The organism is Bacillus sp. FSL K6-1005 (assembly GCF_038000225.1).
In the GTDB taxonomy this organism is placed as follows: domain Bacteria; phylum Bacillota; class Bacilli; order Bacillales; family Bacillaceae; genus Bacillus; species Bacillus mojavensis.
The window spans coordinates 3,034,901-3,055,155 of record NZ_JBBOBP010000001.1; the positions used below are offsets into that span (position 1 = coordinate 3,034,901).

Sequence of the window (20,255 nt, forward strand, 5' to 3'; positions counted from 1 at the left end):
TTGTTCCGAAATTCGGAACAACTATTCCGAATTTTTGAACTTTATTTCATTATATTCAATCATATTAGTTTGTGAAATAACTTTGTTAGAAAACCTACCATCGACCTAGAAGAAAATCTCCCTGATTAAATAGAAAAAGAGTCCTTATCTCAGGACTCTTTTTCTTATAGTACCCAATGGCGTATCGCTTTAGCGACTCCATCTTCTATATTTGTGTCAGTGATCCAATCAGCCGTTTCTTTCACGATGTCTTGAGCATTGCCCATCGCTACGCCCAGCCCCGCTTCTTTGATCATCGCGATATCATTCAAGCTGTCGCCCATCGCCATGACATGTTCCATCGTAAAGCCAAGTTTTTCAGAAACCTTCGCAAGGGCTGCGGCTTTGTTGATGCCGAGCGCGTTGACCTCAATGTTTGTCGGGCTTGAGTTTGTGATTTCGAGCTCTTTATTTTTTCTAAGCTCCGCCAGCACTTCGTTTCGAATGTCGTCATCCTCTATGTCAAATCCGAATTTGAGCCATTCATGATCGGTGATGTTTTCCGGAAACTCGCCTCTCCACACCTTGTTAACGGTTGAAGCCCAGAAATTGGTGTTGTGTTTATTCCGCAAATCCCACATCATTTTGATATGATCCGTGTGGAGCAGCTTGCGTTCCACTAAATTAAAATTCGAATCCCAGATTTCGCTTCCGTTAGCCGTGATTAAAAAAGACGACAGCTCCAGCGACTCAGCCAGTTCCCGGCACGTCATCAGCGTACGGCCCGTGCTGATCACCACATACACGCCTTTATCCTCTGCTTCACGAATGGCTTTACGGTTTTCATCCGAGATCAGCTGCTCGTCATTCAGCAGCGTTCCATCCATATCAATTGCGATCAGCTTGATATCTACATTTTCTCTTTGAACAGACATATATGTACCTCTCTTTATCTTAATTGTGCTTCTTTCTATTCTAATACATTACACCGAGCAGAACAAAAAAGCGATTTCACATGTTTGAGGTGCACTGATAAGAGGAAAACAAATAGTGAGGTGATCAAACATGAAAGAAAGAAAACAGCAGAACCGCCCAAATGAAAATCCCGAGCATAATGACTTAACCGATCCGATACCGAATGAAGAGCTGAAGGAAAACATGAATGATGAAAAACACAAACGCCAGCAAAGAGATGACTCACAAAGCGAACGAGATTACGATACGAAATAATAGAACCCCTCACAAAAATGGTTGTGAAGGGTTTTTTTCATTTCTCAATATAGATGCCGATTTCAGCTTCAGCAACAGGCCGCCCGCCCACTGACGCCTTGGCATGTCCAAACACAAACCCGCGGCGATTTCGCGTGACTTCAAACGATAGATCAAGCCGGTCACCCGGTACGGCCGCGCCCAGCTTTTCCGCTTTTTTCACGGATGACAATAAGCCCAAGCTGTTCTCATCTGTAATCCCTGTAAAAGCCGCGGTTTGCGCAAGTGCTTCAATCATAAGTGAAAACGGCATTTCTGTTTGCGTGTCAGTGATAAACCAGTCGTTCTCACTGACCAGCTTATAAGCAGCTGCATGTTTGCCAGGCTCACTTTCAATCACGCCATCAATAAACAAAAACGGATAGCGGTGAGGTAGCATATAAGGTTTCACCATTCTCCACCCTTTCTTTCATTTCATCAAGCATCATCTCTTTTTTGCGTATGTATTCATTTTGCTTGTCTCATCTCACCGAACGGATAAAAGACAAGAGACTCAGTACCAATGATATCTTCATCAGAAGGCATACCCATTCCATTTCTGCTGTCCACCGAGTTGAGACGGTTATCTCCCATGACAAAATATTTGCCGGAAGGCACCTCAGCTTTAAAATCATTCGTGAGATTTTCCCCTAACGCTTGCATTTCTTGTTTATGTTCCTTTAGATACGGTTCGTCGACTTTCTTACCGTTTATGTATAGCTGATCATCCTTCATGATAATAGAGTCGCCCGGCAAACCGATTAACCGTTTTATAAATGAACGGCCGCTCTTTTCGTCATGAATCACGATGATGTCGCCTCTCTGAAACCCGCCTGTATATTTGGCTGCTTTGTCCACCAAAATCCGTTCTGAGTCTTTTAGCGTTGGAGCCATTGATGAACCTTCAACAAGATAGGGAATATAAAATGCCATTCTGATCATGAATATGAAAGCCAGGATACATGCGATACTGAGTACAATAAATTTGGTTTTTGATTTCTTCTTTAATGTGATCGTTTTTGCGTTCAACTTCTTTTACCTGATACCTTCCTAAAGAATTCCATGTCATTATACAGCATTTGGGATCTTCTTGGTTAGGAATCTGTTGAAATGTTGTAAGTGGCCGAGGCAACTTCGCCCCGGCCTACATGATTATAGGTTTCTTAACCGCGCACAGATTTCGTCCGTGACCTCAGCCGTTGTGCTTTGTCCGCCAATGTCGCGTGTTTTGATGCCGTCAGCCGTTACTCGTTCCATCACATCGAGGATCTTTGCCCCCAGCTCTTCCTCTCCGAAATGGTCAAGCATCAGCTTCGCTGTCCAAATCTGGCCGATTGGATTGGCAAGACCCTGACCGGCAATGTCGGGAGCTGAGCCGTGAACCGGTTCGAACATAGACGGGTATTTGCCGTCCGGATTGATATTCGCAGACGGCGCAATGCCGATGCTTCCCATCAGGCTCGAGCTGATGTCGGTTAAAATATCACCGAACAGGTTGCTTGCCACAATGACATCAAACGTTTCCGGACGCGTCACAAAAAAAGCGGCCAGCGCATCAATATGCTGGGATGACGTTTCAATCTCGCTGTAATCAGCAGCAGTCTGCTGAAAGACTTCATCCCAAAACGGCATCGCGTGATATATACCATTAGACTTTGTTGCACTTGTCACATGGCCGCGCCGTTTTTTTGCCAATTCGAAGGCAAAGCGCATGACTCGCTCTGTCGCTTTTCTGGTAAACACGGCATTCTGGATGGCAATTTCATCATCGCCCCTGTGAATGCGTCCGCCAACTTCACTGTATTCACCCTCACTGTTCTCGCGAATCACCACGAGGTCAAAATCATTTGGATGCAAAAGCGGCGACGTAATGCCCGCCATTTGTTTGGCAGGTCTCATATTAATAGAAAGCTCGAGTTCTCTCCGGATTTTCAGGAGCAGCCCCCATAATGAGATATGGTCGGGAACAAGCTTCGGATTTCCAACCGCCCCTAAGAAAACCGCTTCAAATTGGGTGAGTGTATGTATTCCGTCCTCAGGCATCATTTCGCCGTGTTCCATGTAATAGTCACAGCTCCATGGAAATGACGTAAATGAGAATGACAAACCCCCGTGCACCTCAGCAGCTGTATGAAGCACTTTCTCAGCAGCCGCCACAACTTCTTTTCCTGCTCCGTCTCCCGGTATTGCCGCAATCTCGAATCGTTTCATCGTCATTCTCCTTCCCCTGCTATCGTAAGCGTTTTCTATTATACTAGATTACGAGATGGCAAAAAAAGCCCGTGACGTGCTGTCACGGGTCAGTTATTGATTCAGTTTTTTTAAAACGATGGCATGGAGCGGTTCATGGGACGGGATACCGCACACCTCGTGAAGCACTCCGCTGTATCCTTTTTCCGCGATCAGCGCTTGCAGCTCGACCGCTTCCGGATCACCGGCAAAGTCGAATCGCAGCGCCGCCGCAATGCCTTCAGCCAGTGCATTCGGCGCTTTGATTTTCTTCGCCGGACCTACAAGTCTGTCATTTTCTCCAAGCTTTCTGAGCGGCGATCTCGCCACACGGGTCACATCGTCAGTGATAAATTCATTTTCAAAGCGGCCGATGATTTTTTTAATATATTGCTCGTGCTCTGATTGCTTAAAACCGTACGTTTTGATGAGATAATCACCGGTTTCAAGCAGCGCCGAGTGTACAACACGGCGGATCTCCGGGTGATCGATCGCTTCTTTTATCGTTTTTAATCCGCGCTGATAGCCGACATAGGCCGTTACAGCATGGCCGGTATTTACGGTAAACAGCTTTCGTTCGATATACGGCGTTAAATCATCAACAAACAGCGCCCCTTTTATTGCCGGTGTTTCCCCGATAAAGCCTGATTCGTCGATGACCCATTCAAAGAACGGCTCAACCGACACTTTGAGCGGATCTTCATGATGCTGAATCGGCACAATCCGGTCAACCGCGGAATTCGGGAATCCGACAGTTTTGCCGACAGCTTCCTGTTCCGCCTCTGTTAAGTGGCTGTATACTTCTTTTTTTAAGAAGCTGCTTCCGCCAATCATATTTTCACAGGCAATGATGTTCAGTGTGTCAGCACAGGTTCTCCGTCTTAAGCCTTCTGCGATGGACGGAGCAATCAGCTTTAACACATTCGGGCCGACTGCCGTCGTGATGAGCGCCGCCTCATTGATCAGCCGATACAGCTCCTCCGGCTGGCTGCCGCTGTTAATGGCGCTGACCGGGCCGATCACCTCTGACGAACGCCCTTCTTCTGCGAGTTCAACAGTGTATGCCCGTTTTTCATTAAGGAGGCCGACCATCGTGTCATTTACATCCGCAAACACCACTTCATAGCCGGAGTGGTGAAGCAGCGCACCGATAAAGCCCCTCCCGATATTTCCCGCACCGAAATGTAAGGCAATCATGCTAGTTCACCTCGTTGAAAATCGCGATCAAATCTTCTTCGCTTTTCGCAGAAATCAGGCGTTCAATGTTTTCTTCTTCTGAGCAGATGATGGCGATGTTTGACAAAATGTCTAAATGCTCGTTATTTTTTCCGGCAATGCCGAATACGACTTTAGCTGTGTTTCCTTCTCCATACTCTACTCCGCCAGGAATTTGAATGATAGAAATTCCTGAGTGAAGCACTTCGCTTTTGGCATCTTCTGTGCCGTGAGGAATGGCAATAAAATTCCCCATGAAGGTAGAAGATGTTTCTTCCCGTTCAAACATTTTTTCAATATAATCGTCTGTCACGTAGCCGTTGTCAATCAGTGTTTGGCCGGCCAATCTGATCGCTTCTTCTTTCGTTGCAACCGTTTGATTAAGTTTGATGTTTTCTTTTGCGAGTACTTGCATGAATATCACTCTCTTTCTATGAGATTACTTTTTCAGCTTTTCAATCAGCTCGTCGTATTTCGGGCTGTTTAAGAAGTTATCCACTGAGATGTGCGTCGCATTCGGCAGCTTTGCTTTCGCGCGGTCTGTTAAATCTTTGTGGGTGATAACAATATCCGCGTCGCTTGGCAGATTGTTAATGGCCGTGTTGGTCACACTGATGTCAAGCTCCGCTTTTTTCACTTTGTTTCTTAAGATGGATGCCCCCATCGCACTTGATCCCATTCCCGCATCACACGCAAAGATAATTTTGTTCACGCTTTCAGGAGACAGCTCAGACGCTTCCTCTGCTTTGGCTTGTTCCGCCTCTAAAGCAGCTGCTGCTTGGCTTTTCTTCCCCTTCATGGACTGCATTTTTTCTGTTGCGGCAGCCAGGTCTTCTTCACTTACTTTTGAGGATTTCAGGATCACTGCTGAAACGATGAACGATACAGCTGCAGCGACCAATACACCCGCCAATACGCCGAAATAGCCTCCTCTTGGTGTCATTGCCATCAATGCGATAATGCTTCCCGGTGACGCTGCCGCGACAAGTCCGGCATTAAAGATCGTAAACGTTAGGAGTCCGCTTGCTCCGCCCGCAATCGCTGCCAGAATCAAGGCCGGTTTCATCAAAATATACGGGAAGTAAATTTCGTGAATCCCTCCGAAGAAGTGAATGATTGCCGCTCCAGGAGCCGTTGATTTTGAAGATCCTTTGCCAAAGAACATGTACGCGAGTAAAATGCCGAGTCCTGGCCCAGGGTTTGCTTCTACTAAGAACAGAATCGATTTTCCCGTTTGGGCTGCCTGCTCGATTCCGATTGGGCTTAAGATTCCATGGTTAATGGCGTTGTTTAGGAACAACACTTTCGCCGGCTCTACGAAAACGCTTGCAATAGGCAGCAAATTAGCGTGTACTATGACTTCCACACCAGCTGCCAGCAATTTGTTTAACGTCAGGACAACCGGACCGATGGCGTAAAACGCGAGAATCGTCAAAGCCGCGCCGACTATCCCTGCCGTAAAGTTGTTGATCAGCATTTCAAAGCCTTGTTTGACTTTATCCTTGAACAATTTATCAATCTGTTTAATGAGGTATCCGCCAAGCGGCCCCATTATCATTGCACCTAAAAACATTGGAATATCCGATCCGACAATCACACCGATCGCCGCTGTCGCTCCGACGACTCCGCCGCGGTGGTCGTAAATCATTTTTCCGCCTGTATACGCTATCAAAAGCGGCAGTAAATACGTAATCATCGGGTTGACAAGTGTATTCAGCTGTTCATTCGGAAACCATCCCGCCGGAATAAACAGCGCGGTAATGATGCCCCAAGCGATAAACGCGCCGATATTCGGCATGATCATTCCGCTCAAATAACTGCCGAAGCGCTGAACTTTCACTTTCATGCCGCCTTGTTGCTGTTCTTGCTGCATATATAAACCCTCCCTGTTTTGTTTGTCGCTAAAAGAATGATAATGTCAGAGAATGATGCTTCCCTTTGACTCTATATTAAAACGCTTACAGTACCTATACAATTGAAAGTAAAGAGGACTTTGGCACATGGGTGTGACAATTTTTTAAAAATAAAAAGACTCCTGGTTTCAGGAGCCTTTTCTCTTTCCTCTATAAATAATGTTTCCGTTTTGAATTACGTACTTTGCGATCATCCGCTCACTCACAATAAAAACGGGATAGGCGCACACAAGTGCAAAAACAGCCATCGGCACATGCTGAACGGCCGGAATCAATGAGCCTGCCGCATTGCGAAGGAGCAGCATCAGATAAATGAGCAGCACGATGACTGCTAATGATACCAGCATAATCGGTGCTGATACTTTATATTCATAAAGCCGTTCCCGGCAGTGTCCGCAGCGAAATTGGCACGGGACATTTGACGATCTGACCATATCGCCTGTCAAAGGTTTGCCGCAGTTCGGGCATACAGTTTCTTTCATATGGTATTTCACTCTCCATTCATATGTCCATTATACCAGAGACCACTCTGTTTCGTTTTGTTACTGTTCAACACATTTTCACATTTTTTATCATCAGCATACTTGTCTCAGTCTCTGAAATCCTCTACGCTTAAGAAGATCTTAATGAAGGGGATGTATGAATGCTTCCGATTAATAGACAGCAGCACATACTTGAGTGGCTGAAAGAAGAAGGCGCCCTAAGAATTTCTGATATCAGTCAACGGTTCGGTGTGTCAGAAATGACGGTATATAGAGATGTGAATCAGCTTGTCCAATCAAACCAGGTGATAAAAACAGCCGGCGGCATCACACTCCCAGTCCGTGCGCCTCAGACTGATCACATGTGCAGCTATTGCCTGAAGCCAGCAAATCAAGCTTATTCGGTCCAGCTGATCACGGTGACACAAGACATTGAACAGCTGTGCTGCGCACATTGCGCGTTTTTGCGGTATGCAGATAAAACGGAAGAGGTTTCTCATTTGATTTGCAGAGACTTTCTGTTACAAACTACGGTCAGTGCCGCTTCGGCTTATTTTGTTGTAAACGCCGAATTAAATCTGCACTGCTGCCAGCCGCAGGCCATACCGTTTGCGACTCTTGACCATGCTGAACGGTTTCGAAAAGGCTTTGGCGGAGCCGTCCGCACCTTCGATCAAGCGCTGGAAGACATGCTACGGGACAGAAAAAAACGCTGCACATGCACCAAGAAATAACACAACATAACTAGCGGAAGGTGGTGTCTGAGTAATGCAACGAAACAGATGGTGGATCTTCCTTCTGCTTTTTCTTGTTTTCCTGCCGAAAACAAGCTTTGCTCACGCCTATATTGTCAAATCTTCACCCGGAGAAAACAGTGAATTAAAAAGCGCTCCCGCACAGGTGGAAATTGAATTTAATGAACCTGTTGAAGAAGGCTTTCACTACATTAAAGTCTATAATTCAGACGGTGACCGGGTGGATACGGACAAAACAGAAATCAAAAAAGACAACAACCACATCATGACCGTGAAGCTGAAAAAAAATCTGCCTCATGACGTGTACAGAGCGGAATGGAATGCCGTTTCGGCAGACGGGCACCCTGTTTCCGGCGTCATTCCGTTCAGCATCGGCAAAGCGGAAGGAGGGTTCAGCAGCCAGAAAACATCAAGCTCAGCGCTTAATCCGGGAACAGCTGCAGACCGTGCCATTCTGTATACAGCCTTTTCTCTGTTTATCGGGACCGTTTTCTTCCACCTCTTCTGGTATAAAGGGGACGGAAAAAAACTCGCCAAACGGACGAAGCGTTTGCTTGTCATCTCAGTCACTGTGCTGGGACTGGCGCTCCTGCTTCAGCTTCCGTTACAGACAAAAGCGAATACAGGCGGCGGCTGGGCCAACGCCTTTCAGCCGGGGTATATGAAAGAAACGCTGTTTGAAACCGCGGGAGGCACAATTTGGATGATTCAAGCCGTGCTGTACGTACTGCTTGTCCTTTCTGCCATCCCAGTGTTACGCAAAAAGCGTTTTGCGTCCTTCGCATATTGGACGGCGCCGCTCATTTTCTTTTTCGGTCTTCTGCTTGCCAAAGCGTTTACCGGACATGCCGCTGTTGTAGAAGAAAAAACGGTCGGTATCCTGATGGATTTCCTACATTTATCCTCCGCCTCTATCTGGGTCGGCGGAATAGCGGCCATCGTTTTCCTGCTGTCACAGGAGTGGAGACAGCAGGACAAGACGATTGCATGGGAGACGGTAAAACGGTTCTCTCCATGGGCGCTCACTGCAGTCGGTGTCATTTTGTTCTCGGGCTTGCTCAATGGATTTTTCATCATCCGGTCAATGGATTCACTTTTCCATACGGCGTACGGCCAAGCCTTGTTAGTCAAAAGCGGACTGTTTGTTTTAATGCTGATTCTGGGCGGTATTCATTTTCTGCTCACCAGAAAACGGAAGGGGTCCAAAATCACCCGCACGCTAAAAGCGGAATGGGCAATCGGCATCGCTGTCCTGATCACAGCCGCCGTATTTACAAGTCTGCCAAGTCCGCCTGAGCCTGCACCGGAACCGTTTTATCAAACCAAAGCGATTGAAAACGGGCAAAGTGTGTCTCTCAGCATCAGCCCGAACCAGCCCGGCAAAAACGTGTTTGAACTCAGGGTTACTGATCATAACGGAGACCCAGCAAAAAACATTCAGCAAATCACCTTGACCGTTTATAAAACGGGACTGTCCGGCAGTAAAAACAAAAGCACGTTTCAGTTGAAAGAAAAAACAGATGGTATCTTCCAGACTGAAAACCTGTCTATTAATGAAAAGGGAAACTGGAAGATCAAAGTCCACGGACTGACCGGCGACTTTAACGAAATCAATATCATGTTTACAAAGACAAATTAAGGAGTGTTTGAATTGTTTAAAAAAATCGCATTCACACTATGCCCAGCTGTTATCGGCTCTCTTTTATTCTTTACGGCGCCTGCCAGCGCGCACGTGTCTGTAAAACCGGCTGAATCAGCCGCAGGCTCATGGGAGACCTACACAATGAAGGTTCCTTCCGAAAAAAATCAGCCGACAACAAAGGTTGTTTTAAAAATGCCAAAGAATGTTGAGTTCCAGCAATACGAACCGGTTCCGGGCTGGAAGGTGTCTACTGCAAAACACGACGACAAATCAGTGTCCGTGACGTGGGAAGCCACTGGCGGGGGCATTCAGGAAGGCCAGTTCCAGCAGTTTACCTTTGTTGCCAAAAACCCTGATAAAGCGGATGAAGCCGCTTGGGATGCTTATCAATATTACAAAGACGGCAGCATTGTTGAATGGACAGGCGATGAAGATGCGGAAACGCCTCATGCCATTACAAAAATCACTACATCCAAAGAAGTAACAGACGAGCACGGCGCCACTCAAACGAAAGATGATTCTGCTTCTGCAGACTCAGGTTCATCGGCTCTTGATATAACAGCAATTGTGCTGTCTGCAGCCGCTATTATTTTATCTGTTGCAGCTCTTGTAAAGAAAAAGCGCGCCTAAAGAAAAAGCGATCCAGATGAGTTCTGGATCGCTTTTTTTGATTTATCCGCGCCCTGCCTGGAAGGAAGGGTATTGTGTCATACCGCCGTCCGCAAATAACGTAATGCCTGTGACGTAGCTGGCTTCCTTCGAAGCAAGCCAGGCTGCCACTGCCGCAATTTCCTCCGGTTCACCGATATATCCCATCGGAATCATGCTTTCTACATCTGCTCTCTGCTTTGGATCAGCAAATTTTTCAGCATTGATTGGCGTGTTGATCGCGCCAGGCCCGATATTGTTGACACGAATGCCTTTCGGCGCATATTCTAGTGCCAATGTTTCCGTCATCAGCTTGATTCCGCCTTTACTTGCCGCATAGTGAACAAATAATGGCCACGGAATCACTTCATGGACGCTCGACATATTAATGACGCTTCCTTTGATATCATTTTCAACAAAATATTTTATCGCTTCACGGCTTCCTAAAAAGGCGCCTGTTAAGTTCGTGCTGATGACTTTTTCCCAATCCTTGAGCGGCATTTCATGAGACGGTACAGGGTTTTCAAGACCGGCATTATTAATCATAATATCGAGTGTGCCAAACTCTTTAATCGCTGTTTGGACGATGTTTTTTACATCTTCCTCTTTCGTTACGTCTCCTTGGACGACAATGGCTTCACCGCCCGCCTTGATGACCTCTTCTTTTACCTCGTTTGGATCCTGCTTGTTACTGTAGTAGTTGATTACAACTTTTGCCTGCTCCTTGCCGAAGCGAATGGCCATTGCCTTTCCTAGTCCTGAAGCAGCTCCTGTAATAGCGACGACTTTTCCTTTCAAATCCGGATACATATCCATCCTCCTTAATTGTTATGAATTCGTTTTGGCGATTCCTAAGAATACGGCAGCCACAATAATCAGTGCAATCCCAATCGCAATCGCAATCAGCTGGCGTTTTGATTTCTTTTCACGCAGGATGAAAATACCGCCAAGCGTCGAGATGACAATTCCCATTTGAGAAAGAGAAAAGCTTGTGGCAACGCCGACTTTCGGCTGAGAAATAAACAAAAACATATTTCCCCCTGCCCAGATTAAGCCCGGGAGAATATTTCTGATGGCATACTTATTGAAGGGCTTGTGCTTATAGGTTAGTATGACGCCTCCAATGACCATCCCGATCGCCTGCGGCAACAGGGCGGACCATCCAGATACATTGAACAACCTTGCGACAACAACATAAATCAAATATCCCAGTGTCGAGACCAGAAGGATTAAAATGCCCTTTTTTAAGTTGCTCGGCTCTCCATCTTTTTTGTCTTTCTTATCTTCTAATGACGTGAGAACGATACCGACAATAATAAAGATAAGAGCGAGGATTCCAAGTGTAATCGCAATCGGTGTTGACCACTCTCGGAAAACGATGACACCGAACAGTGAGGTGGAAACAAGCTGCATCCCCGTGGAAATCGGCATCGTTTTGGACACACCCATTAACTGAATGCTTTTGAGCTGGTTGCTCTGCCCAAGTGACCAAAATAAGCCGGATATAATTCCAACGATAAAAATGCGCATGGACAGGACGGGTTGGACAAACAAATAAATAACGATAGAAACAATTAACGCCCCGATCGTCGTTCCCAATGTTTGGCTGTAAGGCCCGCCGCCTAATTTAACATTGAAGAGAACAATGCTCCCCCAAAACAAAGCAGGGAGAAGAGCCAGTAATAAATCCATTATTGGGGAACCTTCTTTCAAAATGTATTTGCTGTTATTTTGGCTGGAATTGTTGTGTTTATTCGCTGAAACACAAAAAGAGGTACCGGATTTTCCGGCACCTCTTTAGGAGCATATCATTTCGTTTATAAACCGATGGACATATATTTTGTTTCGAGATATGGTTCGATACCTTCTGAACCGCCTTCGCGGCCGATTCCGCTTTCTTTCATTCCGCCGAACGGAGCTTGAACCGCGGACGGCCCTCCGTCATTCCAGCCGATAATTCCATATTCGAGGTTCTCGGAAATATAAATGCCGCGACGGTAGTTTTCTGTGAAGAAATAAGCAGCCAGTCCGTACGGTGTATCGTTGGCGAGCTCAATGGCTTCATCAATATCTGTAAAAGTGACGATTGGCGCAACAGGGCCAAAGGTTTCCTCGTGCATGATATTCATGGACGTATCGACGTCAGCGAGCACTGTCGGATTGACAAAGTAGCATCCTTTATCATCGTTTCGTTCATAAGTGCCCCCAGCAACAACCTTCGCTCCTTTTTCAACCGCATCATCAATTTGGCTGACGATTTTTTCAAAGCCCCTTTTGTTGATAATCGGACCGACGTTAACGCCTTCCTCAAGTCCGTTTCCAACCTTCAGCTTCGATACTTGCTCGCTCAATTTCGCAGCAAACTCATCTTTGATGGATTCATGGACAATGAGCCGGTTGGCGCATACGCAAGTCTGACCCGCGTTTCGGTATTTGGACACCATTGCCTGTTCAACAGCAAGATCAATGTTTGCATCTTCATCCACAATCAGCGGGGCATGTCCGCCGAGCTCCATGGATACGTGTTTCACAGTATCCGCGCTGTTTTTCATCAGGATTTTCCCTACAGGTGTTGATCCTGTAAAGGTGATTTTGCGGATTTTCGGACTGCTTGTAAAAACGTTTCCGATCTCCTCACCATCACCGATGACAACCTGAAGCACGTCTTTTGGGATACCCGCTTCGTACGCGAGGCGTGCAAGTTCATAGGCTGACAGCGGTGTATCAGGCGCCGGCTTGATGATAAACGTACAGCCGGCAGCAAGAGCAGGCGCCGCTTTACGTGTAATCATCGCATTTGGAAAATTCCATGGCGTAATCGCGGCAACTGGGCCAACGGCTTGGCGCGTTACGACAATTCGTTTTCCGGTTGTCGGAGCCGGAACGGTTCTTCCATACACACGCTTCGCTTCCTCTGCGAACCACTCGATATAACCAGCGCCGTACAGTACCTCGCCGACAGCTTCCTGATACGGTTTTCCGTTTTCCTTCGTAATTAAATCTGCGAGTTCTTCTTTATGTTCAACGATTAGCTCATACCACTTTTTCAACAGAGACGCTCTTTCGTTCGCTGATGTTTTAGACCATGATTTAAACGCTTGATGTGAACGTTCAATGGCTTCTTCTACTTCTTTGGCTGATTGCTGAGGAATCGTTTTGATCGCCTCGCCTGTAGCCGGGTTGTAGACCGTTAATTGATCTGGCATATTGAACATTCCTTTCTATCTTGGATTTACTTAAAATGATAGCAGACCCGTGCGTATTCTTTCCAATGATTAAGCTCGCAGACCTGCTTCCACAATGTGGAGCCCTTCATTCAGAAGATCATCTGAAATAACCAGCGGCGTCAGGAAGCGGATGATATTGCCGTTGATTCCGGCTGTCAGCAGCAGCAATCCGTTTTGATTCGCGTACGCTGCGATCGCTGCCGCTTTCGCTTTATCAGGTTCACGTGTTTCAGGGTCTTTGACGATCTCGATTGCTGCCATCGCCCCAAGTCTGCGGATGTCACCGATAAACGGGTATTCAGTTTTCCATTCAAGCGCTTTTTCTTCAATGATCCTGCCGATTTCCTCAGAACGTTTATTCAGGCCTTCTTCTTCAATAATATCCAAAACAGCCAATGCCGCCGCGCACCCAAGCGGACTTCCCGCATACGTGCCGCCGAGCTCTCCGGGCGCCGCCGCATCAAGCATTTCCGCGCGTCCAATCACACCGCTTAACGGCAGACCAGCCGCAAGAGACTTCGAAACCGTGATCAGATCTGGGACGACACCAAAATGCTCGATCGCGAAATAAGTACCCGTTCTGGCAAATCCGGTTTGAATTTCATCGGCTACAAAGACGATGCCGTGTTCTTTACAGAAGGAAGCAACATGCTGCACAAACCGTTTAGAAGGAATAATGAATCCGCCTTCTCCCTGCACCGGCTCCATCACAACACAGGCTACCGTTTCAGGAGCAACTGCTGCGATAAAGAAGTCATTGAAGGCTTGAATGACCATATCGTCATATGCATCGTCACTCAGTCCGGCAGGCTTCTGATAATAATATGGAAACGGCGCCTGGTATACCTCTGATGCAAATGGACCAAAACCGAATTTGTACGGCTTCACCTTGCTTGTCATGCTCATTGTCATATTCGTGCGTCCGTGGAACCCGCGTGTAAACGAGACAACGCCTTGGCGCTTGGTATACTTTCTGGCGATCTTCACTGCGTTTTCCACCGCTTCCGCTCCGGAGTTGAGGAAAATCGCTTTTTTCTCATGAGTGCCCGGCGCAATGCCGCAAAGCTTTTCAGCTAATTCAATATAAGACGAATACATCATGACGTTAAAGCCCGGATGGATCAGCTCCTCCGCCTGCCGCTTCACAGCTTCTACCACCTTCGGATGCGAGTGTCCGACGTTTAAAGTTCCAATGGCGCCAGCAAAATCAATAAATCTTCGGCCGTCCAAATCATACAGCTCTGCTCCCTCTCCTTTTACCGCCAGGCTGCGGTTTCCGTTGCTCACGCCCTTAGAAACAAATTGGTCCCGTTTTTGCTGCCACTCTGCGGTAGTGAAAGTTGATGCGGTTGTTTGACTCATGTGAATCCCCCCACTGTCATTGTTTTCTTATCATTCTGACTTCTTTTTGGTATGATGAAAAGTACCAATTATAACTTTTTAATGGTATCAGAAGGAGACACCGCAATGGACATCACAATCACTCTCGATCGCTCAGAAAAAGCCGATTATATCTATCAGCAGATTTATCAAAAACTAAAAAACGAAATCCTCAGCCGTAATCTGCTGCCCCACTCGAAGGTTCCCTCCAAACGTGAGCTGGCTGAAAAGCTGAAGGTCAGCGTAAACTCTGTGAATTCAGCCTATCAGCAGCTGCTCGCGGAAGGGTATTTGTACGCTGAAGAAAGAAAGGGTTTTTTCGTGGAGCACCTGGACACATTTTCCTCTGAGGAACAGCCCTCATCTTCACTGCCGGATGACCTGAAAGAGGTTCATATCGATCAAAGCGATTGGATATCATTTTCACATATGAGTGCCGATACAGATCATTTTCCAATGAAAAGCTGGTTTCGCTGTGAGCAAAAAGCGGCTGCACGCTCATACCGCACGCTCGGCGACATGTCTCATCCGCAAGGCATATTTGAGGTAAGAGCCGCCATTACAAGGCTCATCTCTCTGACGCGGGGGGTGAAATGCCGGCCGGAACAAATCGTCATCGGGGCGGGCACTCAGGTGCTGATGCAGCTGCTGACGGAGCTTTTGCCTCAGGATGCGGTGTATGCGATGGAGGAGCCTGGTTACAGGCGAATGTACCAGCTTTTGCAATATACCGGAAAACAGGTGAAGACGATTATGCTTGATGAAAAAGGGATTTCCATTTCTGAAATCATCAGACAGAACCCAGATGTATTAATCACTACCCCTTCGCATCAATTCCCGGCCGGAGCGATTATGCCTGTATCCCGAAGAATTCAGCTGCTGAACTGGGCAGCGGAGCAGCCGAGCCGCTATATTATTGAGGATGATTATGACAGCGAGTTTAAATATGACGTAGACAGTATCCCGGCGCTCCAAAGCCTCGACCGCTTTCAAAATGTCATCTATATGGGCACCTTTTCAAAATCACTTCTCCCCGGATTGCGGATCAGCTACATGGTGCTGCCGCCGGAGCTGTTACGGGGTTACAAAAAGCGGGGTTATGACCTGCAGACCTGCTCGTCGCTTACACAGATCGCCTTGCAGGAATTTATTGAGTCTGGAGAATATCAGAAGCATATAAAAAAAATGAAGCAGCATTATAAAGAAAAGAGAGAACGCCTCATCAGCGCATTAGAATCAGAGTTTAGAGGAGAGATCACGGTAAAAGGGGCAAATGCGGGACTGCATTTCGTCACCGAATTTTACACCTGCCGCACGGAACAAGAGATACTCGCGCATGCCGCCGCCCAGCAGCTTGAAATCTTCGGGATGAGCCGGTTCCGCTTAAAAGAAAGCCGTCCGCAGCCGGACAAACCCGCGCTCATCATCGGCTTTGCACGGCTGAGGGAAGAGGACATTCAGGAAGGTGTGCGAAGACTTCGCCGCGCTGTTTATGGGACATAAAAAAATCCCCTGTTCAGGGGATTTTTTACCAGCGCTCCTGGTCCACGTTCAGCACTGCTTTAAGCAGGCCCGGAAATGCCCTTTCCAGATCTTCTGTGCGAAGCGAATAATAACGGCGCTTTCCTTCTATGCGTACTTGAGCGATGCCCGATTCTCTTAATACTTTAAAATGGTGGGACAAGGTCGACTTTGCAACCTGTACATCGGCACAGGTGCCGCACGTTTTCTCTTTTGCTTCGGCCAATTGCTTCACCAGCTCTAAACGAAGCGGATCACTCAGTGCGTGAAGAACCTTAGTCAGCTGCAACGTTTCTGTTTCTGGATGGTTTGGAATGTTCATGACACAAATGTATCACACAACAATTAGAATGACAATTTTACTATTTGAGGGTTTTTCCTTTACCTGATTTTGATTACATGGTACATTTAGTTCGATCAAATTCGAACAATAAATTTAAAAGACAAATGGAGGAGATTTACATGATCGTATTACAAGCTTATATCAAAGTAAAACCCGAGAAACGTGAAGAATTTTTGAGCGAGGCACAATCGCTGGTTCAACATTCAAGAGCTGAGGAAGGCAACGCCCAATACGACCTTTTTGAAAAAGTAGGCGAAGAAAATACATTTGTGATGCTTGAACAATGGAAAGATGAAGCGGCGATGAAATCCCACAATGAAACTGCGCATTTCCAAGGGTTTGTAGCAAAAGGCAAAGAACTGCTGAGCGCTCCTCTTGATGTTGTCCGCACAGAGCTCAGCGAGTAAGGAAAGGATGTCTCACATGAACGAAGTAATCAAATCATTAACAGATCACCGCTCCATCCGCAGCTATACGGATGAGCCGGTGTCAGAAGAGCAGCTAGACCATATTATACAAGCGGTGCAATCAGCCCCTACTTCTATCAACGGGCAGCAAGTGACTGTCATCGCGATTCAGGATAAAGAGCGGAAAAAGAAAATCTCCGAACTGGCGGGCGGACAGCCTTGGATTGACCAAGCTCCGGTTTTCTTGCTTTTCTGCGCAGACTTCAACCGGGCAAAAATTGCGCTTGAAGATCTGCATGACTTCAACATGGAAATCACAAACGGTTTAGAATCCGTTCTTGTCGGCGCTGTAGATGCCGGCATCGCTCTTGGCACGGCGACAGCGGCAGCTGAATCACTCGGGCTTGGCACTGTTCCGATCGGCGCGGTTCGGGGAAACCCAAATGAACTGATCGAGCTGCTTCAGCTTCCAAAATACGTCTTCCCTGTATCTGGTCTTGTCATCGGCCATCCTGCTGATCGTTCAGCGAAAAAACCCCGCCTTCCAAAGGCAGCGGTTTATCATAAAGAAACGTATTTGCAGCAGGACGAGCTGACATCACACATTCAGTCATATGATGAACAAATGGCCGAATACATGAAAATCCGGACCAACGGAAAAGAAACACGAAATTGGTCACAAGGGATCGCCTCATATTATGAGCGCCTGTACTATCCGCATATTCGTGAAATGCTCGAAAAACAAGGGTTTAAAGTTGAAAAATAAGCCTCACCCCGGCCTGTCGGAATTCCGGCAGGCCTTTTTATTTGTCCGGATAAAATCCATTGACTTTCATTTTGTTTATTTGGTAAAATTTTATCAATGTTACTCATTGGTTTTCTGTGAACCAATGGGTTTTCTATTGTTCAAGAAAGAAGGAAGCCATGAGATGCTTGATAAAAAAACAGAAATCTTGTTAGCCGCGCGGAAGCTTTTTTCTGAAAAGGATTTTACGTCGGTTTCCATGCAGGCAATCGCGGAAGAATGTAAGATGTCAAAAGCTTCTATATATAAGCTGTTTCAATCCAAGGAAGATTTGCTTTTGGAGCTGCTGACGTTTAACCAAAAGCAGATGGTAGCCGCGGCATCAAGACTGCAGGAAAATACCGCGCTGACACCGGAGGAGCGTTTGATTCAAAAGGTCAAAATGGAGCTGGAAGGATTCAGGCGGAATCAGCAGTTTTTTAATATGCTGACCTACGGAAACCCCAAGCTGCACAATGACCGTGTAAAACAGCATATCCATCAGACCAGATCGACGATTATCTGCTGGCACCGGGATTCGCTGATTCAGGCCTATGGAGAAGCCATCCTCCCTTTTGTATGGGATTTGGTTATCATTCTTCACGGCATGATGCGGGAATTTTTAATGCTGATCAAAATAGAGGAAAAACCGCTTGACCTTGACCCGATTGCAGCGTTTATCATCAGCACCCTCAATCAGATTATCAAAAACAGAGAAACGCGGCAGTCCCTGCTTCCGCCTGAGACCATCGAGCTCTATATCCAATCGGCGTCCTCCTACCAGCCAAAGGATAAATCACTCCTGTTATCAGAAAGCCTGAAAGAATTACATAAAGGCATCTCTTCCCTGCCCGCCGCGGATTATGACATCGATGAGCTGGCATCCGCTGCAGCCATGCTGGAAGAGGAAGCAAAAAAGGAAGAGCCCCGCGCCTTTTTACTGAAATCACTGATTGGCTATCTGGAACAAACCGGTGTTTTAACACAGCCTATATCTATGTTAAAAACACTGTTAATTACTTAAAGAAAAGAAGGGATCTTATTGGACACAAGTATTGAAAAAAAACCGTTTAACCGTTCTGTCATTGTCGGCATTTTGTTAGCCGGGGCGTTTGTCGCCATTTTGAACCAGACACTGTTAATTACCGCTCTCCCCCATATCATGAGGGATTTTCATATAGATGCAAACCAAGCCCAATGGCTGACGACTTCATTTATGTTAACGAACGGTATCTTAATTCCGATTACCGCATTTTTAATTGAAAAATTCACGAGCCGTACGCTTCTCATTACGGCGATGAGTATTTTCACTGCCGGAACAATCGTTGGCACGTTTGCCCCGAACTTTCCGGTTCTGCTGGCGGCCCGTATCATTCAGGCGGCCGGAGCCGGCATTATGATGCCGCTCATGCAGACAGTATTTTTAACGATCTTTCCGATTGAAAAGCGCGGCCAGGCTATGGGTATGGTCGGATTGGTCATCTCCTTCGCGCCTGCGATCGGACCGACTCTTTCAGGATGGGCAGTAGAAGCTTTCTCATGGAGATCATTGTTTTATATCATTCTTCCGTTTGCGGTGATCGATTTGCTTCTCGCTATCATTCTTATGAAAAACGTGACGACATTAAGAAAAACACAGATTGATATTTTATCAGTTATCCTGTCGACACTTGGATTTGGCGGGCTGCTGTATGGCTTCTCAAGCGTCGGCTCTTACGGATGGACCAGCTCAACGGTTCTGGTTTCACTGCTTGTGGGTGTGATCGCGCTGCTCTTATTTATTACAAGACAGATGAAGCTTGAAAAACCGATGCTGGAATTCCGCGTATTTACGTTTGGTATCTTCAGCTTAACAACCCTGCTGGGAACACTTGTCTTTGCTTTATTAATTGGTACGGAAACCATTCTGCCGCTGTATACACAAAACGTCCGAAACGTCACAGCCTTTGATACAGGGCTTATGCTTCTGCCGGGAGCCATTGTGATGGGCTTCATGTCACCGATTATCGGAAGAATTTTTGACCGTGTCGGCGGAAGAGGGTTGGCGATTGCTGGTTTCTGTATCATCTTCCTGACGTCACTGCCGTTTATGCAGCTGACTGATCATACGTCACTGGCATGGATTGTCGTTTTATATACCGTTCGTCTCTTAGGGACAGCGATGATTATGATGCCTGTGACAACAGCCGGAATCAATGCGCTGCCGCGCCACTTGATTCCGCACGGAACAGCAATGAACAATACGGTTCGCCAAGTCGGCGGCTCCATCGGGACTGCTCTTTTGGTATCCGTGATGAGCAACCAGGCGGCACATGCAGGAACCACAAATGTGAAACACGCCGCTCTGCACGGCATGAACGCCGCTTTTATCGTGGCAGCCTGTATCGCGCTTGCCGGCTTACTTCTATCCTTCACATTAAAAAAACCTCAGCGCCCTGCCGAACAGCAGCCGGCACGCTGATCCTATAAAAAAAAGAGCCCC

General features: G+C 46.8%; 21 protein-coding genes and 1 pseudogene. 9 read left to right on the plus strand and 13 right to left on the minus strand.

Features of this window, described 5'->3' with window-relative positions:
• Positions 1 to 164: 164 nt before the first annotated feature.
• Positions 165 to 914, minus strand: coding sequence for a Cof-type HAD-IIB family hydrolase (locus tag NST16_RS15770; RefSeq protein ID WP_229149925.1), 750 nt, complete (start codon positions 912 to 914; stop codon positions 165 to 167).
• A 130-nt stretch (positions 915 to 1,044) separates the two neighbouring features.
• On the opposite strand from NST16_RS15770, the gene NST16_RS15775 reads away from it, so the two are divergent.
• On the plus strand, positions 1,045 to 1,209 hold the full coding sequence (locus tag NST16_RS15775; RefSeq protein ID WP_010333048.1) for a hypothetical protein: 165 nt from the start codon (positions 1,045 to 1,047) through the stop codon (positions 1,207 to 1,209).
• 37 nt (positions 1,210 to 1,246) lie between these two features.
• Here the strand turns inward: NST16_RS15775 and NST16_RS15780 are convergent, their stop codons facing one another.
• From NST16_RS15780 to NST16_RS15810, 7 genes are all read right to left on the minus strand, one after another.
• Positions 1,247 to 1,627, minus strand: coding sequence for a 3-hydroxyacyl-ACP dehydratase FabZ family protein (locus NST16_RS15780; RefSeq protein WP_339192634.1), 381 nt, complete (start codon positions 1,625 to 1,627; stop codon positions 1,247 to 1,249).
• Between the two features lie 68 nt (positions 1,628 to 1,695).
• On the minus strand, positions 1,696 to 2,256 hold the full coding sequence (sipU, locus tag NST16_RS15785) for a signal peptidase I sipU (protein ID WP_168746946.1): 561 nt from the start codon (positions 2,254 to 2,256) through the stop codon (positions 1,696 to 1,698).
• A gap of 123 nt (positions 2,257 to 2,379) precedes the next feature.
• A complete protein-coding gene (locus tag NST16_RS15790) occupies positions 2,380 to 3,444 on the minus strand; it encodes a tartrate dehydrogenase (RefSeq protein WP_268449294.1) in 1,065 nt (354 codons plus the stop codon).
• Positions 3,445 to 3,531: 87 nt separating this feature from the next.
• Positions 3,532 to 4,653, minus strand: a complete 1,122-nt coding sequence (locus tag NST16_RS15795) for a mannitol-1-phosphate 5-dehydrogenase (protein ID WP_010333044.1) — start codon at positions 4,651 to 4,653, stop codon at positions 3,532 to 3,534.
• 1 nt (position 4,654) lies between these two features.
• Complete coding sequence (locus NST16_RS15800) at positions 4,655 to 5,086, minus strand: PTS sugar transporter subunit IIA (protein ID WP_059291950.1); 432 nt, start codon at positions 5,084 to 5,086, stop codon at positions 4,655 to 4,657.
• Between the two features lie 24 nt (positions 5,087 to 5,110).
• Entirely contained in the window at positions 5,111 to 6,544 is a 1,434-nt protein-coding gene (locus NST16_RS15805; protein WP_340887482.1) for a PTS mannitol transporter subunit IICB, read from the minus strand.
• A gap of 168 nt (positions 6,545 to 6,712) precedes the next feature.
• Positions 6,713 to 7,066, minus strand: a complete 354-nt coding sequence (locus NST16_RS15810; RefSeq protein WP_010333041.1) for a hypothetical protein — start codon at positions 7,064 to 7,066, stop codon at positions 6,713 to 6,715.
• 161 nt (positions 7,067 to 7,227) lie between these two features.
• Between NST16_RS15810 and ycnK the strand changes: the two genes are divergently transcribed.
• The 3 genes from ycnK to NST16_RS15825 are packed head-to-tail and all read left to right on the plus strand — an operon-like array spanning position 7,228 to position 10,093.
• Positions 7,228 to 7,800, plus strand: a complete 573-nt coding sequence (gene ycnK, locus NST16_RS15815) for a copper uptake transcriptional regulator YcnK (protein WP_010333040.1) — start codon at positions 7,228 to 7,230, stop codon at positions 7,798 to 7,800.
• Between the two features lie 34 nt (positions 7,801 to 7,834).
• The gene (locus NST16_RS15820; RefSeq protein WP_268444298.1) at positions 7,835 to 9,460 is read left to right on the plus strand and encodes a copper resistance CopC/CopD family protein; all 1,626 of its coding nucleotides are present in this window, start codon (positions 7,835 to 7,837) and stop codon (positions 9,458 to 9,460) included.
• A 12-nt stretch (positions 9,461 to 9,472) separates the two neighbouring features.
• Complete coding sequence (locus NST16_RS15825) at positions 9,473 to 10,093, plus strand: YcnI family copper-binding membrane protein (RefSeq protein ID WP_268444297.1); 621 nt, start codon at positions 9,473 to 9,475, stop codon at positions 10,091 to 10,093.
• A gap of 42 nt (positions 10,094 to 10,135) precedes the next feature.
• Here the strand turns inward: NST16_RS15825 and gdh are convergent, their stop codons facing one another.
• The 4 genes from gdh to gabT all read right to left on the minus strand — a co-directional run bounded on the left by gdh (position 10,136) and on the right by gabT (position 14,700).
• Complete coding sequence (gene gdh, locus NST16_RS15830) at positions 10,136 to 10,921, minus strand: glucose 1-dehydrogenase (RefSeq protein WP_010333037.1); 786 nt, start codon at positions 10,919 to 10,921, stop codon at positions 10,136 to 10,138.
• A gap of 18 nt (positions 10,922 to 10,939) precedes the next feature.
• Complete coding sequence (glcU, locus tag NST16_RS15835) at positions 10,940 to 11,803, minus strand: glucose uptake protein GlcU (RefSeq protein WP_010333036.1); 864 nt, start codon at positions 11,801 to 11,803, stop codon at positions 10,940 to 10,942.
• Positions 11,804 to 11,928: 125 nt separating this feature from the next.
• Positions 11,929 to 13,317, minus strand: a complete 1,389-nt coding sequence (gene gabD / locus NST16_RS15840) for a succinate-semialdehyde dehydrogenase (RefSeq protein ID WP_101860987.1) — start codon at positions 13,315 to 13,317, stop codon at positions 11,929 to 11,931.
• Positions 13,318 to 13,386: 69 nt separating this feature from the next.
• A complete protein-coding gene (gene gabT, locus NST16_RS15845) occupies positions 13,387 to 14,700 on the minus strand; it encodes a 4-aminobutyrate--2-oxoglutarate transaminase (protein WP_340887488.1) in 1,314 nt (437 codons plus the stop codon).
• Between the two features lie 105 nt (positions 14,701 to 14,805).
• On the opposite strand from gabT, the pseudogene gabR reads away from it, so the two are divergent.
• Positions 14,806 to 16,243, plus strand: a pseudogene (gene gabR, locus NST16_RS15850) (MocR-like transcriptional regulator GabR); the annotation flags it as partial.
• Positions 16,244 to 16,246: 3 nt separating this feature from the next.
• Here gabR and NST16_RS15855 read toward each other — a convergent pair.
• Positions 16,247 to 16,561: an ArsR/SmtB family transcription factor gene (locus tag NST16_RS15855; RefSeq protein WP_010333032.1), complete on the minus strand. Its 315-nt coding sequence runs from the start codon at positions 16,559 to 16,561 to the stop codon at positions 16,247 to 16,249.
• A 140-nt stretch (positions 16,562 to 16,701) separates the two neighbouring features.
• On the opposite strand from NST16_RS15855, the gene NST16_RS15860 reads away from it, so the two are divergent.
• From NST16_RS15860 to NST16_RS15875, 4 genes are all read left to right on the plus strand, one after another.
• On the plus strand, positions 16,702 to 16,989 hold the full coding sequence (locus NST16_RS15860; protein ID WP_003225015.1) for a putative quinol monooxygenase: 288 nt from the start codon (positions 16,702 to 16,704) through the stop codon (positions 16,987 to 16,989).
• Between the two features lie 16 nt (positions 16,990 to 17,005).
• A complete protein-coding gene (locus NST16_RS15865; RefSeq protein ID WP_340887491.1) occupies positions 17,006 to 17,755 on the plus strand; it encodes an NADPH-dependent oxidoreductase in 750 nt (249 codons plus the stop codon).
• Between the two features lie 163 nt (positions 17,756 to 17,918).
• Positions 17,919 to 18,797 carry a TetR/AcrR family transcriptional regulator gene (locus tag NST16_RS15870; protein ID WP_168746934.1) on the plus strand — a complete coding sequence of 293 codons (879 nt, stop codon included), beginning with the start codon at positions 17,919 to 17,921 and terminating at the stop codon, positions 18,795 to 18,797.
• 18 nt (positions 18,798 to 18,815) lie between these two features.
• A complete protein-coding gene (locus tag NST16_RS15875) occupies positions 18,816 to 20,234 on the plus strand; it encodes an MDR family MFS transporter (protein WP_010333029.1) in 1,419 nt (472 codons plus the stop codon).
• Positions 20,235 to 20,255 lie beyond the last annotated feature (21 nt).

Coding starts and splice junctions, on each gene's coding strand:
- NST16_RS15790 (WP_268449294.1), bottom strand. CDS start 3,444: ATGACGATGAAACGATTCGAGATTGCGGCAATACCGGGAGACGGAGCA.
- NST16_RS15870 (WP_168746934.1), top strand. CDS start 17,919: ATGCTTGATAAAAAAACAGAAATCTTGTTAGCCGCGCGGAAGCTTTTT.
- NST16_RS15860 (WP_003225015.1), top strand. CDS start 16,702: ATGATCGTATTACAAGCTTATATCAAAGTAAAACCCGAGAAACGTGAA.
- gdh (WP_010333037.1), bottom strand. CDS start 10,921: ATGTATCCGGATTTGAAAGGAAAAGTCGTCGCTATTACAGGAGCTGCT.
- NST16_RS15805 (WP_340887482.1), bottom strand. CDS start 6,544: ATGCAGCAAGAACAGCAACAAGGCGGCATGAAAGTGAAAGTTCAGCGC.
- ycnK (WP_010333040.1), top strand. CDS start 7,228: ATGCTTCCGATTAATAGACAGCAGCACATACTTGAGTGGCTGAAAGAA.
- gabD (WP_101860987.1), bottom strand. CDS start 13,317: ATGCCAGATCAATTAACGGTCTACAACCCGGCTACAGGCGAGGCGATC.
- NST16_RS15780 (WP_339192634.1), bottom strand. CDS start 1,627: ATGCTACCTCACCGCTATCCGTTTTTGTTTATTGATGGCGTGATTGAA.
- gabT (WP_340887488.1), bottom strand. CDS start 14,700: ATGAGTCAAACAACCGCATCAACTTTCACTACCGCAGAGTGGCAGCAA.
- NST16_RS15855 (WP_010333032.1), bottom strand. CDS start 16,561: ATGAACATTCCAAACCATCCAGAAACAGAAACGTTGCAGCTGACTAAG.
- glcU (WP_010333036.1), bottom strand. CDS start 11,803: ATGGATTTATTACTGGCTCTTCTCCCTGCTTTGTTTTGGGGGAGCATT.
- NST16_RS15810 (WP_010333041.1), bottom strand. CDS start 7,066: ATGAAAGAAACTGTATGCCCGAACTGCGGCAAACCTTTGACAGGCGAT.
- NST16_RS15770 (WP_229149925.1), bottom strand. CDS start 914: ATGTCTGTTCAAAGAGAAAATGTAGATATCAAGCTGATCGCAATTGAT.
- NST16_RS15800 (WP_059291950.1), bottom strand. CDS start 5,086: ATGCAAGTACTCGCAAAAGAAAACATCAAACTTAATCAAACGGTTGCA.
- NST16_RS15865 (WP_340887491.1), top strand. CDS start 17,006: ATGAACGAAGTAATCAAATCATTAACAGATCACCGCTCCATCCGCAGC.
- NST16_RS15820 (WP_268444298.1), top strand. CDS start 7,835: ATGCAACGAAACAGATGGTGGATCTTCCTTCTGCTTTTTCTTGTTTTC.
- NST16_RS15775 (WP_010333048.1), top strand. CDS start 1,045: ATGAAAGAAAGAAAACAGCAGAACCGCCCAAATGAAAATCCCGAGCAT.
- NST16_RS15795 (WP_010333044.1), bottom strand. CDS start 4,653: ATGATTGCCTTACATTTCGGTGCGGGAAATATCGGGAGGGGCTTTATC.